The sequence below is a fragment of the Vibrio atypicus genome, assembly GCF_009811315.1.
Taxonomy (GTDB): Bacteria; Pseudomonadota; Gammaproteobacteria; order Enterobacterales; family Vibrionaceae; genus Vibrio; species Vibrio atypicus.
In genome coordinates this window covers 196,016-210,741 of the sequence record NZ_BLID01000004.1, presented here as the reverse complement: position 1 = coordinate 210,741, position 14,726 = coordinate 196,016, and the positions used below count along the sequence as shown (strand labels likewise).

The following is a 14,726-nucleotide window of genomic DNA, read 5'->3' as shown; positions in this document are numbered from 1 at the left end:
CAGGTTGGGAAGTGTTATTTCCAGACAAGCTGGTTAGTTCCGATAGTTTTGCCTTCCTTAAGAAATAAGTTTAGGCGTTCAAGCAATTCTTCTGGTGTGTCCGATTCTTTGAAAGCGGTACTGGCTGCAGATAAGGTTATCGTCAGATTTTGATCGCGGAACTTAAACGGCAATTTAGAGACTTGTTCTTGAATGGCTTTAATTAGGTTGAAGCAGTCAGAGTCCTGTCTCTCAGGCAGTAGAATAATGAACTCTTCACCACCAAAGCGAGCAACGGTATCGGTATCGATAAGCTCTTTTTTGATCGTACGAGCAATGATCTTCAGCGCTTTATCACCTGCAGTGTAGCCAAAGCTATCGTTAATTGTTTTAAAGCCGTCAATATCAAACAAGATAACGCGCAAGTTGTGTTGTGCACGAATCCAACGACGATACTCTAACTCCATACGGTCACAAAAGGCGGTGCGGTTGTACACCTTGGTCAACGGATCAAGCAACATGCGCTGCGCTTGATCTTCTAAGCGACGGCGATAATCCTGTGTGAGTTCAAACAGAGCATCAAGTTGGTCTTTGCTGTAGTTCATTCGCTCAATGAGAGCTTGTTCACGTTGCTCAGCATGACGTAATCGATCGGAAACAGAATTCAGTTGCTCAATTACAGGGGAAAGCTGACCTTTTAATTGACTCAATTCTGTCGCGCTTGACACCTTAGATTCGGCTTGGGTAATGAGCTCAGATAGCTCGCCATTCATTTCGTGTCGTTGCTCGAAATAGCTCTGGGATTGATGCGCGTTTTGTGCGGTACTTTTCATGCTCGAAGAGAGTGAGCTATTCACTTGGTCGAGAAATTGTTCGGAGGTCTTTCGCTCATATTGAGTGCCATCAATGACCAATTTCAACGTTTGTAGTGTTAGTTCAAGTAACGAATGGGTATTTACACCAACCAAGAGTTTGGCGCGAATATCGATCAACATATCACCCGATTCACCTTCAAAATCGAGCTCAGTGATTAGGTGTTGAAGTTCGTCAGATAAACGAATTAGTAGCTCTCTATCTGAGCTATTTGAAATCTGACAAAGTGGAGTATCTGGATTTGCGGTAATGATTTTTACGGAGCGCTCGTACAGGCCGATAAGTCGGATAGCTTGTTCCGCTTTCGGTCGTTTAATACCATTCGAGTAGCTCAGAAGATCACGCAGTTCGCGCTTGATCTTAGGTGGTAAGCCTGTAAGGCGCAGCAGTGTCTCTCCGCTGTGCTTAATTTGCGAATCTAGATGTTCGGTTCGTTTTTCCATAGCCAAGCCTTGTTGTTTGAGCATTCGCTCAAGGACTGCTAGCTTTGGGATTAATGAGCTGACATCTTGTTGTTGTTCTAGTGCCTGTTTTAGCTCGACCAAGCCTTCTCGCAGCCGCGGGTCTTCACTCCTATGGGCATCAGTCATAGAGGAGATAATACGCTTGAGTACCTTTTGTTCTCTTTTAAATTTGAACGAGGTATCTCTTTGTGTCAATCGGACTTGTTCCAATTGAGCTTTTAGATTGTGCAGCTGTGACTGAATATCTTGCTCTAAGAGGCCCATTAAAACTTAACTTACAAGCAGGTGCATATATCCACCCTTATTTATGAATTTATTGATAATATCAAATAAAATCCATCCGTCACGACTTACAACGTTTGATTGATGAGGTTTTACTCATCTTTTAATAGTTTTTTGATGCTGTCCTCATTCTTATACGATGAGTGGACTTTTATTAACCCCTGATTTATTGAATGCTTGCATGCCTTACGAATATTACCTGTCGCTAAACTAGCCGCTGGCGCATTTTCTATCGCTTTCAAATAAACCCACTGGCTACAGTGTTCTTTCATACTGAGCGTTCGGGCGGTACTTGTTGACATTAGTAGCACATCAACTAGTTCCTTATCATTAACAGCAGTATAGGCCCTAGGAAGGAAAGGGTAGTCCGCCATCCCCATACGAATGATGCGATTTAGTTTACGCTCTGGTTCAAACTCTAACATCCATTGCTGAATTTTATTGAAAAGTTCTTCAGGATCTGAGACTTGCTGTCCATTTGGCTCGATATATAGCAAGTTTGCATCTGAGAAATGATAAATACGCGCAGGGTGTTCGACCCGTTGTTGTAGATATTCGCCAAAAGCGCGTTCAAGTTTCAAGCCTTCTTCATAGCCATGTTGCAAATACATATTGCGTAAAAACGGTACGTCTACCATGACAAAACGTAGTCGATCGTTTAGAGGCTCATGGATTAACTCTCCAACGTGCCATTGTTCGAATTTATTAATGCTCTCTTCGAGCGAGGCCGGCAATTTTGCATTCAGCATGCGCAAGTTTCGTAGGCCTGAACGCGAGTGAGTGAATAGGTCTTCATTCAATACATCTAACTCATCGCGTTGGAGGTTAATGATATGACCACGACGAAGAATAAAGATGAACAGCAAGGCACAAAGAATGAACAGTGTGAAAGTGATTTTCTGAAACTTACGATACTCCTCGTGAGTTTGCTCTAGCTCTTCTTTTTGACCACTTAAGTGCAGTGTTTGTTCGACGAATTCTTTTTGCTGGCGGAAGGCATCTTCACTGATCAGATCTAACTCTTGCTGTTCAATCGTAACCAAAGAGTTGTACTGCTTTAAGTATTGTAATGACTGTTTGTAATCGCCGCTGAGCTCGTACCCTAAATAGAGCAGTTGATAGGCTGATTTTTGAGTGCTGATATCATTGGTTTCTTGAGCGATTTCCAAGGCTTTGGTTGCATCGCTGATCACTTTCTCAGCGTCATGTTGATGGCGTGCCAGACCAGATTCTAGTAATAGAGCGTAGGCTTTCAAGCGAGGAATATCCGCATACTCAAGTAGTTTTTTTGCTCTCTCTAGGTACTGCTCTGCCAGAGGGAAATTAACCAAATGCAAATAGGTTGCGGCAAGCGAGATCCTTACATCAATAACACTTTCAATATTATTCTGGATACGTTCATGATCCATAGCGTTGAAGTAGTGCACGAGCGCTAGGTTGTACTTACCTTGATGGTAGTAAATATCGCCCATACGCTTGAGAATAGGGGCCAGCGTTGGCGAGTTCTCGTAATTGTCGTAGAAATCGGCAGCCTGGGATAAATGGTCGTTGGCTTTGTCTAAAACTTTGCGTTCATAAAACAGTTGCCCAAGTAGGCGATTCACTTTAGCTAACTGGACACCAGAGTCACTTTCAATCGCTTTCCAATAACTAAATAGAAATTCTGATAACGCTAGATTGTAATTTTTTTCATTGAGATAGTGAGTACCTAACGTTGTGTGATACTTGATCAAAGTATGACTGGATTTTGTACTTTCAGCGTAAGGCTTTGCTTCAAGATAGAGCTTCTCAGCAACCGTTTTATCACCTTCTGACGAGGCAATATCGGCGCGTAACATCGTCATTTTGTATTGAAGACCACGTGCAAGTTGTTGAGGGTTAGGGATTTTATTGTACGATTCTTCCCAGCGATTAAGCTCTTCTCTAGCGGTAATCGCATCGCCTGTAATGATCCAACGTAGGCGAGTTTCCAGAAGGTTGATATCAAGTAGCAGGTAAGGAAGATTGTAATGGGTTGCGATCCGTTTCGCTTCTTCTAACCGTTTTAGTGCGGAGCGTTGGCTACCTAAATTGAACTCTGCTCTGGCAAGAATACGCAACGCATCTATCGTTCCCCCAGGTGTTCGAATGCGGCTGTCGACTTCATCTCTGGATATCGAAGAGGGACTTTTTTCTGTTTTGTCCGATAAAGTACGCTGGGCAAGAAAATCTGAAGCGAGCTGCTTGGCTTGTTTCGGCACTATGTCTACTAATCCATTCGCTTCACTTAGCATGGCGGAAGAGTAGACGGTAGCCATTACCGTCGGCGTTGTCAGCAGTAAAATCAAGGCGCTTAACCAGCGCACCCAGCGTAGTGTTACCATTCTTTATCGATTCCTTATTGGCGAGCCATTCGTTGGTTGTGGTTTGGCTGCGCGTTCACATTTGAACGGTAAGGGTTAATGTCTAAACCACCGCGACGCGTATAACGCGCGTAAACCGTTAAAGATTCTGGCTGACAATACTTCATGATGTCGGTGAAGATACGCTCTACACATTGTTCATGGAACTCGTTGTGTTCACGGAAAGAGACAATATAGCGAAGTAATGCTTCACGATTTATCTTTTGACCACGGTAACGAATTTCCACACTGCCCCAGTCTGGCTGATTGGTGATTAGGCAGTTTGATTTCAAAAGGTGGCTGTGTAGGCTTTCTTCTACAAGTTTATCTTCAATTGCATTGGCTAGTAATGCATCATCAAAATCGTAACTAGTGATTTCAATATCTTGCTCATCGATACATTCACCAGCCATTGTGACGATAACTGAATCCGTATAATCGACGACAGAACGCACAGTGACAGTCACTTCTTCACCAGCACAAGCGGACAAATCTTGAATTAGGGTTTTCTCAACTTGATCCCAATTGGAGAATCGAGTTTGGTTGAAACTGTTTAGGTAGAGTTTGAACGATTTTGATTCGATCAGATTGGCACTGGTCGCCGGAATCGAAACTTCTCCGACAGCGACTTGAGGCAGACCTTTCTCATTGAGCCAAGAGAGTTCATACAGAGTCCAGATATCACACCCTTGAAATGGCAGTTCATCACCCAGTTTGAGATCATCACGATTCAAGCTACGTGGCACGGGTTGTAGTAGGGAAGGATCGTATTGATTGGCATAATCCGTTTTTTGGCCCAGAGTTAAACCGCTCAGCTCTTTCGCGTCAGAATATTTGCTCATACTTTTGTTCGTTTTCTATTAGAATGTCGAGAATTTTACGCAATCCCGCGGTTAAAAGCGAATATTCATGTTGGAGAATCTAATGGCTGAAAATGCTCTGCAAGCGTTGCTCTCATTCAGTGATAAATACCGTCAGGCTCACCTTGACGCACATGGTCATTTACCAAAAAGTGAGGAGCTAGTGGAGCTTGTCTCACCTTGTGTAGAAAGCAAAAATGATGACGCAGTCGAATGGCAATCTGTGACACGCGAGACGCCAGCGGATTTCACCAATGTTGAAAATGGCATTGAGCTCTCGTTGCATGAAGATATCAAAACATTCTATGGCTCTCAGTACAGTGCTGATATGGAAGCAACGTGGAACGACAATGAGCTTAGTTTGCTTCAAGTCTGGAGTGATGACGATTTTGTTCGTTTACAAGAGAACATCCTTGGTCATTTAGTTACTCAGCGTAGGCTCAAACTAAAGCCAACCGTATTTATAGCGGCGACGGATGCTGAATTGGATGTGATTTCGATTTGTAACTTATCTGGTAACGTCATTTTAGAGCGTTTGGGCACGGACAAACGAGATGTGCTTGCAGAGACTTTGACTGAGTTTTTAACCAAACTTGAGCCCGTGGTGTAATCATGTACGTAGTTGAACTGCAATTCGAATGCTTTGATAACACCACCATTTCTGCTGTTGATAAAGCGATCAACGGATTAATGGACGCCTTGCGTTACAATGGCCAAGTGCTTGGACGTGAATTCCCTATCGTGATGGGAGACGGTGAATTCTTTGTTCGAGCCGTTTGCCCTGAGCAGCAAAGCTTACATCCTAATAACCACTCAGATTTTGTTAATGTCTGCATTCGCCGTTTGGCCGATGCCTCTCTGTTAGCTCCGAAAGTACGTTTGTTAGGCCGAGATATTAACTCGGAAGAAGCGGCAGAAGACGTAGAGCCAAGCTGGCAAGTGCTTTACACCACCTATGTTCACACTTGCTCTCCTTTGCGAAGTGGTGACTCGCTACTTCCAATTCCACTTTATCGCAATGGCCCAACGTTAAATGGCGACCACAAAGCCGTTGTGAAGTGGCAAACTGAATGGCAAGCGTGTGATGAAATCCAAATGGCAGGTGGCTGTCGAGCAGAGCATGCGGCACTGCATGAAATTTGTGATGCTGATAGTGTGCTGTTTAAACGTGGCTGGGATTTACGAGGTCGAATCGAATACATCACTAAAGTCCCAACTTACTACTACCAATACCGAGTGGGTGGCAAAAGCTTAGCAGATGAAAAGGCACGTAAATGCCCGAAGTGTGGTGGTGACTGGCTGTTAGATGAACCTCTGCACGATATTTTCTACTTTAAGTGCGATGACTGCCGTATTGTGTCGAATATGTCTTGGGATCATATTAAGTAGCCTTCTACTTATTGCCAAATTCTATTGATAGCCCTTCGTTGTGGTTTGCAACGAGGGGCTTTTTGTTGCGAGTTTGAGTGAAGTATCGTGAAGGAGAGGCAGTAAATAGAGGAGTTTGATTTGTGATTATTATCGTCACAACAACAAACCTGAATCGAACTGAGCTGTTATCTAAATGATTGATTATTATGCAAATGGTATACTGTTTTCGTTGATTTTTTATACATTCGCTGTAGGGGGGACTAAAAGGAGTTTCGTCAATTACTTGCAGCGTCTGACGAGACTATTTCATGCGTTTTACATTGTCGATTGCAGCTGCGCTCACTCTAACTGTTTCCCCTATTGCAACAGCTGATTATGATCTCGAGTCCTTATTGGAACTCCCTCTTTGCTCCTTGGCTGATACTAAAGTCGTTTCCGCTACACGCTCTGCGCAAAGCCTTGTAGATGTTGCCGCATCTGTCCACGTTATTACTGCTAAAGAGATTAACCGCTCAGGCGCACGTTCTGTTGCTGATGCTTTGGCACTTGCACCCGGTTTACATGTCGCAAAGTACTCTAATTACGATTGGGGCGTCACTGCTCGTGGGCAGAACCAAGCACTCAGCAATAATCTGCTGGTTATGGTTGATGGCCGTAGTGTGTTTAACCCAATGTTTTCTGGGGTTGATTGGGATTTAATTCCGGTCAGCATGGATAACATCGCGCAGATTGAAGTCGTGCTTGGGCCTGTTGGTACCATTTGGGGTGGTAACGCCGTGAATGGTGTAATTAATATTATTACTCTAGATGCTGAAAGTGCGCCAAGTGGTAAGTTGGCCGTCAAAGAGGGCAACTATGATTACTCAGAGTATCAAATCCATGAATCTACCTCGGTGGGTGAATATGGTTACCTAAGTGGTTATTTTGAGTTTGTTGATCATAAGCCATGGACCAGTGATGAGCAGCGTGTTGACCCTCTTCAACATTACAATGTTTATACAGAACGTTTTGGTGCGAGGTTTGACTACCAAAAGCTTGCTCATACTTTAAGCGTTCAAGCTGGTGGCATTCGCTCTCGTGAAGATTATCTCTGGGCTAAAAACCAACCACATTTCTTGTTTCCGGGCCAGTCAAGCTTTGTAGAGTTCGATACGGAAATGACGATGCAAGAGTACTTTACTGGGCTTCAGCATATCTATGACTTAGAGAATGGGGACAGCTGGGAGAACAAAGTTTGGTTAACGTATAGCTCAAATGATGGCACAGATCGAAATGCGAGCTTTTGGCGATTCGATCTTGACTCACACTATACCATTGATGATTTGTGGGGTACCAAGTTAGGATTTGGCGGAAATGTTCGTATTATTGACGAGGAATTGGGTCTATATACGGCTTATGAGCAGTATTCAATGCCTTATTTACGTATTACGGATGACGCTGCTTTTTTGAATCAAAGCTACGGTATCTATGCTAACTGGGATATAGATTTAAGTGATAAAACCAAACTGACGTTAGGTAATCGCTGGCAATACAATAACTTGACTTATGGGATCGAGGCTCAACCACAGATTCGTATGAGTTATGAGTTATCAGATTCACAGCGCTTATGGGCAGGTTGGGGTCGTGCTGTGGTTACCCCTTCAAGGTTAGAGTTATCGACAACTTTCCAAGAGAACTACTACGTTGAATCAGGCGCACACGACTTAGCTGGGAATAAGTACGATTATATTGCCAATTACTTGTATCAAGGAAATGAAGACCTTGGTATTGAGTCCGTGGAAACTTACGAACTCGGCTATCGCTTTTGGGACAGCAATAAGCTTCAGTTGAGCTTAAGCAGTTTCTACAGTGTGCATGACAATATCCGAGCACTTAAAGGTGTCAGTGCTGAAGGTTGGATTATTGCAGGCGGATCTTCTCCTGGCACTGCGGGTACATACATCGAGCGTTATGTATCGCAATATATCGACCCACTTTGGTCGGAAACAATGGGTGGTGAAGCTTCGGTTAAATGGCAACCAATCGAACAACTGCAAGTGAATGCAAACTATAGTTACAAACGAATTGTCGGTCACTGCAAAGGTTCAATTTGTGATAGCAATGATGCGGTAAAGCGTCAAATAGAGAATCAGCCAAATCATTTCGTGAATGCGCAAGTAATGTGGGACATCAGCCCAGAGTGGTGGGTGAGCAGCACCATGCAATATGTGTCTGAATCACAGCTTCATCGAGATTTTATTGATGACCCTAGCTACATTTGGCCTAAGGTGTTGAGCTTTGACGCCGCGATCAGTTGGCAGGCAGCAGATTGTTTACCTCGTATTACTGCCAGTGTCGAAAACTTGGGTGCTGATGGATCTAAAGAGTACCCAGACTCGTTGCGTTCATTTGAGAATGGTACCCAGTATTGGTTAACACTAGAGTGGGATTACGATGAGGTTGATTGGTCGAAATGAACCTCGGAAATTCAGTCCATTTTAAACACATAGTGATCGTACTAAGTCTCTACTTTTTACCTCAGATTGTATGGGCAAAAGTGGATGATGATGATCTTAAAGCCGTTTACCTGTTTCGTTTTGCGTTGTTAGCGGATTGGAGCAAGACAGGGGTGAACTATGAGTATATTGAATACTGCGTCACGTCGAGTTCTGATGTGAGTGAGCGTTTACAAGCGATTGTTGAAAGTAAGCCTGATAGGGCTCGCTTTCATCGTTTACCAGTGAGCTCTGATGCCAGCGTATGCCATATATTGTTTACTGAGTTAAATGATAAAGAAGCGGTAGCGCAACTTCGCGAACAATATCCTCACGCATTATTGGTTGGGAATGGGATCGATTTTGTCGTTAACGGTGGCATGATCGCTTTCATTAAAGTAAGAAATCGTATTCGCCCTCTGATTGCCCGCGAGCATGTTAGGCACACAAATGTGTTGCTTCGTTCCCAGTTGTTGGAAGTTTCAGAGTTGTATCAAGGTGGTACGGCATGATAGTAAGCCGATTCGCTCAGCTTCCACTACGTTACAAAATGATGTTGCCAACTTGGTTTATGGTGATGCTGATTGTGGTGATTATTGGTACACCAGCTATTCACTTGTTGGTGCTTTCGCAAAGAGAAGCACAAGATGAGCGAGTGAAAATTCTTTCTCAAGGTGTGGCAACCACATTACAAGCCGCATTGATGTTCGATGATCCAATCACGGCGAAAGAGCAGCTGATCAACTTGACCTTTGATCCGGAAATTATCGCTGCCAAAGTAGTCAACACTAACGGTGATACGGTGGCGAATATTCATCAATTGCCGACAAGTTGTTATTGGGTTGATGAGCGAGTGACGTGCTCGGATATCGGGTATCACAAAGAAGAAACTGAAATTGCTTTGGATGGCGATGTTTTAGGTAAGTTGGTTGTTTGGGAGTCAATGGAGGCTTTGGAACGTAAAGAACGCCAATTATTTCTTTCGCTAGGTGTGTTGACCTTTGTGATCTCTTTGCTCTCTTGGGGCTTTGCTCGTGTACTGCACAGTGTGATCGTGAAGCCGTTGAGTACTTTGCATGGTTCAATGGAGCAGATGATTGCCAATGGTATTGCTAAGAGTAAGTTGGCAATTTTACATGATGATGAAGTCGGCAAATTAACCGCCTGCTTTAATGAGATGATGGCAAACTTAGTCGAGCGAGAGAATCAACTTCAGAATGCACTAAACCGAGTGGAACAGAAAAGTCGTTACATTCATGGTGCACTTGATGTGATGAAGCGTGGCATTATGGTTGCGTCACCAGGAAACCATGTCAATTATCGTAATCCGCTCGCGATCAACGATATTTTTTCACATGATTGTCAATCCACAACTCGAGAAATGTTGGAGTATTGCTTTGAACCAAAATCAGCGATTGAATCAGTTATCGATGCGATTGAACAACATCAGCCCCTACTTGCGGTCGAGCTAAAAACGCAGCAAGGCGACAAGCGCTATCGAGTTAGTTGTCATCCAATGCAGGAGACCAGCCAATCTTTACTACAATTTCAAGATGTTACTGATCAAAAGTTAGCAGCTAAACGTCGTATGCTATTGGATCTAATGTTTGAACAAAACCAAGATGCAATATTGGTTTTGGATCGAAATCTGAATGTTGAAACTCAAAACTCAGCCGCGAAGCAGTGGTTTGGTGCTTTGCAGTTAGCAGAAGAACTGCCATTGAAAAAGCCACTATTGTTTAGTCAGAAGCTGAAGCGAAAATTGTTTAAAAATGGTTTTATCTTCAGCAAGGTAGAGGCCAAACATCAGGGAAAAAGTTGGCTACCTTATGAGCTGAAAGCCCGAGCATTAAAAAATGTGGAGGGTAAAATTGAAGCGTTTGTCGTGACGCTGACCGATTTAACACTAGGGCTTGAGCTAAAACGACTGAGTTTTGAGGCAAATCATGATCCATTAACCGGGCTCGCAAATCGTTCTAAAGCTTTGAGAACGTTGCAAGAACGCCATGAAAATGGTGAAGCTCAGTTTATTTTGTTCTTAGATTTAGACGGTTTTAAAGCCGTTAATGATCAATTTGGTCACGGTGTCGGTGATGATCTATTAAAGGTTGTCGCTAAACGTTTGAAAGGGTGTATTTCAGGTCAGGACCTTGTTGCACGGATCGCAGGCGACGAGTTTTTGATTGGCATTCGAAGTTCCGGTCAATGTGAACCTATTGCTCAACGAATTATTGAGACGTTGGCAAAGCCAATTGTGTTCGACAATAAAATTTGCCAAGTGACGGTCAGTATCGGGGTTAGCTATTGGCATGAAGATGACAACACCTTTTTAGATGACAAAATTAACGAAGCGGATAGCTCTATGTATGTTGCTAAACGTATGGGAAAAAACCGCTTCTATACCGCTTAAGATAAGGTGTGTCAGTCGCGAGAGTTACTGAGGGTGTTTATCACTCTCGGTTTCTTTGTTTTTCTCTTGCTCATCTTCTGGCTTTTTGGTCATAGGGCCAAATTTCATTTTGGCGGTGTACTTTAAGGCCGCTATATTACCGATGATGACGCTTAATACGATAACAATAATAACCCAAGGGTTGGTGAGAAGTTCCATAGTCTGGCCTATAGCGAAATATTAGTGATATATCGATTGTAGATGGTTTCAAGGTTTGCCAACACCACTTCTTGACCAATCAGCGAGCTAGATTGGATCTCTCGGCGTAACGTATCAATATCAAGTAAGCTCATGCAATCTTGTGCCGCTTGACGATGGCTAATATGCCAAGGCTCCGCAGCGACTCCCCCTTTATCTTCTTGATAAGGGAAAAAGAAACCAAATAAATGCAGATTGTCTTTTAACCATAGGTAGAACTTATGCTGGTGGCCATCCAAATATTCCCAAGGTTCAAGTTGTAAACTGGTGTCTTTAGGAAGACTGTTTCTATCAAACACATCAAAGTCTGTTCCCCAATGATGGCGACTTGCCCCTGGCAGGGCAGACCAACGGAGAATAGCGAACACCTTCTCTTCTTCCGTGAGCGTACTGAAAACGAGAGGTTGGCTGCGATTGTCTAAAATAGCAGCTTGGCCAGACATTTTACGATTCCAAATCAACGTTTGACGCTCAAAGTCTCTAAACCCACTCGCAATATTGAGATTGAACCCAGCGAGATCAGCTGCTCTTTTTAGGGCTAATAGATCGTTTGCAACGTGTTGATGAATAAGGAAGGATTTTTGGCCAAACAAAGTATCCACCAAGTGGGTGGATACTTTTCCTGTCAGCTGTTTAGCTGTCATGTTCACGCGAGCAGGTTCTCTAACGTTTTTTGGTACATGTCGGTGAGCTTTTCAAGATCATCGATCTTCACGCACTCATTAACCTTATGGATGGTCGCATTGACTGGACCAAGCTCAACCACTTGACCGCCCATACGCGCAATAAAGCGACCGTCGGATGTGCCACCTGTAGTGAGAAGCGCTGGTTTGGTTTGGTTTACCGCATCAACGGCATCAACAACCGCGTCAAGTAGAGCACCTGTGTCAGTTAAGAACGGGTCGCCGTTGAATGTCCATTTTAGATCATAGTCTAGATCGTGTTTATTTAACGTTTCGACGACACGACTTACAATCGCATCATTGTTCAATTCAGTGCTGAAGCGTAGATTGAACTGAACATTAAACTCACCAGGAATCACGTTAGACGCGCCTGTTCCGGCATGAACATTGGGGATTTGGAAACTGGTTGGTGGGAAGTAGTCGTTACCTTTGTCCCACTCCGTTGTCGCCAGTTCATTAATCGCTAGAAGTGATTGATGAACAGGGTTGCGAGCAAGGTGAGGGTAGGCCACGTGTCCTTGAATTCCTTTAACGGTTAAATCACCCGTGATCGACCCACGACGACCATTTTTGACAACATCACCGACGACTTCAGTACTCGATGGTTCCCCAACAATACACATATCAATGTTTTCGCCGCGTGCCATTAATGTTTCAACTACGCGAACCGTGCCGTTAATGAATGGGCCTTCTTCATCTGACGTGATCAAAAAGCCAATTGAACCTTTGTGATCTGGGTGTTCTGCAATGAACTGCTCTACGGCAACAATCATACTGGCTAAAGAGCCTTTCATATCTGCAGCACCGCGGCCATGAAGATAACCGTCAATGACGGTCGGTTCAAAAGGCGGGGTATCCCAAAGCTCAAGTTTACCGGCAGGAACAACGTCAGTATGGCCAGCAAAAGCGAATAGAGGCGCCTCTGTACCACGACGAGCCCAGAAGTTAGTGGTATCTTCAAATACCATTTCTTCAATTTCAAAACCCAGCGCTTTTAAACGCTCGATCATGGCTTCTTGGCAGCCAGCATCTTCAGGGGTTACTGATTGACGGCTAATTAAATATTTTGCGAGAGCCAGAGTAGGGCTGTCTGTCATCCTTGAAATCCTTTACTTACTTTATGAAAAAATAGCGGCGTATTGATCAGCTTTAAAACCAAGGTGGTAGCTATCGTTTGACACTAAAATTGGGCGCTTAATCATGGCTGGTTGCTCAACAAGTAGCTCGATGGCATTGGCTTCGTTGAGGCTCTCTTTTTGTTCTTGCGTGAGCTGACGGTAAGTTGTACCGCGCTTATTTAGCACGTTCTCCCAACCCAGTTGCTGACAAAAAGTCTCCACCATTGCTTTATCAACACCTTGCTTACGGTAATCATGAAATTGGAATTCCACGCCTTCCGCTTCAAGCCATTTTTTAGCTTTCTTTATGGTGTCGCAATTAGGAATGCCATACATGGTGATTGTCATATTGAACCTTCTAAAGTGACTTTTTTGTTATATCAGCATCCTATCAGGAACTCAGAGTCGAGACAAAAAGTGTGATCGATATATTTCATTAGACAAAAAAAATGTGTTGCAAGAAGTTAGGATCATAGAGTTATTGATCAAACTCAACACATGGCGCGGCAAAACGGAAATAATGGCCTTAGAATTTTATAGGAGGTATCAATGGAATTGAGTCCTGTTTTTGCAAGGCGTCTGTATTTAGCATTACTTGTTGAGAACTTAGAGCGACCGAATGTACCTAAGTTAATTGAGCAAACAGGTTGGCCACGCCGAACCATTCAAGATGTTATTAAGGCTCTTCCTGGCATAGGTATTGAGTTGATGTTTGTCCAAGATGGGCGACGTCATAATGATGGGTATTACCAGCTCTCTGATTGGGGCCCATTTGACAGTCAATGGGTTATAGACAGAGAGCCAGATATTGCGGCGAGCTTAGGTTTTAAAGCTTAAGGCTCTAATTGCTCGCAGATATACGCACTTCCCATTATTGAAAAAGAAGTCGTGAAGTCTTGCGGAGCTACAACAAAAACGGTATTCGCGCCAATTTCATTGGCGTGATTTTTTATGTCGTACATTGCCCCTTCAATCAGCACATCATTAGGGAAAAACAGGTAGCTGTACCAATGCCCTTCGTTACCTGCTACTTCTCCTACCCAAATACAATTGTCTGCGTTAAACCCACTGTCCATACGCAAATGCACTTTTTTACTTTCAGGCGTTAAGCGATTCATTGGTGTTGTACAGCCTGCTAAAATTACTGCTGAAATAGCCACGATGACGGCACTACGCCATGTAGGTTTATGCTTGAGTGACATATACAATGAATCCAATCCAGCTAATTACAAGCAATCCCCATGGGAGTAAATTGCTTGTCGATGAAGGCGCCGTCACTTGTTCTAAGTCTTCGGCTATCTCCGTATTATCGTTGACAGTGCGTTTGGCTTTTTGCGCTTTCTTTTTGGCTTTGTCTGCCTGACGCGCTTTTTCTTTTTGCTGTTTTTTGTATTGGGCGACGCCTTTTTCAATCCCTTGAGCAATTAACTTAGTTTGCTCTTTGGTTTGACCCGGTTTTTGTGTCGCTTTCGCGATCTTCATCGCTTCTTGTTGAGTTTCCTGTGAAGGAACGACTTTTTTGTTCATGTGATAATACTGTTGGATCAAAGATAGCGTTATCCTACCACGATATAATTAAAGCTTAATTGGGAAA

Annotated in this window: 15 protein-coding genes; 6 read left to right on the top strand and 9 right to left on the bottom strand. The window is 43.5% G+C overall.

The features are described 5' to 3' along the window. Positions 1-14: 14 nt before the first annotated feature. From GVO60_RS10510 to queF, 3 genes are all read right to left on the bottom strand, one after another. Positions 15-1,580, bottom strand: coding sequence for a GGDEF domain-containing protein (locus GVO60_RS10510; RefSeq protein WP_159653692.1), 1,566 nt, complete (start codon positions 1,578-1,580; stop codon positions 15-17). Positions 1,581-1,690: 110 nt separating this feature from the next. Continuing rightward, complete coding sequence (locus tag GVO60_RS10505; RefSeq protein WP_159653690.1) at positions 1,691-3,961, bottom strand: tetratricopeptide repeat protein; 2,271 nt, start codon at positions 3,959-3,961, stop codon at positions 1,691-1,693. 14 nt (positions 3,962-3,975) lie between these two features. Further along, the gene (gene queF / locus GVO60_RS10500; RefSeq protein WP_159653688.1) at positions 3,976-4,821 is read right to left on the bottom strand and encodes an NADPH-dependent 7-cyano-7-deazaguanine reductase QueF; all 846 of its coding nucleotides are present in this window, start codon (positions 4,819-4,821) and stop codon (positions 3,976-3,978) included. Between the two features lie 82 nt (positions 4,822-4,903). Here queF and syd point away from each other — a divergent pair, with 82 nt between their 5' ends. The 5 genes from syd to GVO60_RS10475 all read left to right on the top strand — a co-directional run bounded on the left by syd (position 4,904) and on the right by GVO60_RS10475 (position 11,094). Next, positions 4,904-5,449 carry a SecY-interacting protein gene (syd, locus tag GVO60_RS10495; protein ID WP_159653686.1) on the top strand — a complete coding sequence of 182 codons (546 nt, stop codon included), beginning with the start codon at positions 4,904-4,906 and terminating at the stop codon, positions 5,447-5,449. A 2-nt stretch (positions 5,450-5,451) separates the two neighbouring features. Beyond that, positions 5,452-6,228: a Zn-ribbon-containing protein gene (locus GVO60_RS10490; RefSeq protein ID WP_159653684.1), complete on the top strand. Its 777-nt coding sequence runs from the start codon at positions 5,452-5,454 to the stop codon at positions 6,226-6,228. A gap of 290 nt (positions 6,229-6,518) precedes the next feature. Then, complete coding sequence (locus GVO60_RS10485; RefSeq protein ID WP_159653682.1) at positions 6,519-8,666, top strand: TonB-dependent receptor plug domain-containing protein; 2,148 nt, start codon at positions 6,519-6,521, stop codon at positions 8,664-8,666. After that, positions 8,663-9,196, top strand: a complete 534-nt coding sequence (locus GVO60_RS10480; protein WP_159653680.1) for a YfiR family protein — start codon at positions 8,663-8,665, stop codon at positions 9,194-9,196. The genes GVO60_RS10485 and GVO60_RS10480 overlap by 4 nt, the downstream gene beginning before the upstream one ends. Next, complete coding sequence (locus tag GVO60_RS10475) at positions 9,193-11,094, top strand: diguanylate cyclase domain-containing protein (RefSeq protein WP_159653679.1); 1,902 nt, start codon at positions 9,193-9,195, stop codon at positions 11,092-11,094. Before GVO60_RS10480 ends, GVO60_RS10475 begins: the two co-directional genes overlap by 4 nt. Positions 11,095-11,118: 24 nt before the next feature. Here GVO60_RS10475 and GVO60_RS10470 read toward each other — a convergent pair whose 3' ends face one another. The 4 genes from GVO60_RS10470 to GVO60_RS10455 are packed head-to-tail and all read right to left on the bottom strand — an operon-like array spanning position 11,119 to position 13,480. After that, on the bottom strand, positions 11,119-11,292 hold the full coding sequence (locus GVO60_RS10470) for a DUF2897 family protein (protein WP_159653677.1): 174 nt from the start codon (positions 11,290-11,292) through the stop codon (positions 11,119-11,121). A gap of 8 nt (positions 11,293-11,300) precedes the next feature. After that, the gene (locus GVO60_RS10465; protein ID WP_159653675.1) at positions 11,301-11,975 is read right to left on the bottom strand and encodes a M15 family metallopeptidase; all 675 of its coding nucleotides are present in this window, start codon (positions 11,973-11,975) and stop codon (positions 11,301-11,303) included. A gap of 2 nt (positions 11,976-11,977) precedes the next feature. Further along, entirely contained in the window at positions 11,978-13,111 is a 1,134-nt protein-coding gene (gene dapE / locus GVO60_RS10460) for a succinyl-diaminopimelate desuccinylase (RefSeq protein ID WP_159653673.1), read from the bottom strand. 21 nt (positions 13,112-13,132) lie between these two features. After that, positions 13,133-13,480 (bottom strand): ArsC family reductase, encoded by a 348-nt coding sequence (locus GVO60_RS10455; RefSeq protein WP_159653671.1) that lies wholly within the window; start codon positions 13,478-13,480, stop codon positions 13,133-13,135. A 201-nt stretch (positions 13,481-13,681) separates the two neighbouring features. Between GVO60_RS10455 and GVO60_RS10450 the strand changes: the two genes are divergently transcribed. Next, complete coding sequence (locus GVO60_RS10450; RefSeq protein ID WP_159653669.1) at positions 13,682-13,969, top strand: winged helix-turn-helix domain-containing protein; 288 nt, start codon at positions 13,682-13,684, stop codon at positions 13,967-13,969. Here GVO60_RS10450 and GVO60_RS10445 read toward each other — a convergent pair. Together GVO60_RS10445 and GVO60_RS10440 are read right to left on the bottom strand one after the other, a co-directional pair. Further along, positions 13,966-14,334 (bottom strand): DUF4156 domain-containing protein, encoded by a 369-nt coding sequence (locus GVO60_RS10445; protein ID WP_225874922.1) that lies wholly within the window; start codon positions 14,332-14,334, stop codon positions 13,966-13,968. The two genes, GVO60_RS10450 and GVO60_RS10445, sit on opposite strands and share 4 nt — an antisense overlap. Then, positions 14,318-14,659 carry a DUF2956 domain-containing protein gene (locus GVO60_RS10440; protein WP_159653667.1) on the bottom strand — a complete coding sequence of 114 codons (342 nt, stop codon included), beginning with the start codon at positions 14,657-14,659 and terminating at the stop codon, positions 14,318-14,320. The genes GVO60_RS10445 and GVO60_RS10440 overlap by 17 nt, the downstream gene beginning before the upstream one ends. Positions 14,660-14,726 lie beyond the last annotated feature (67 nt).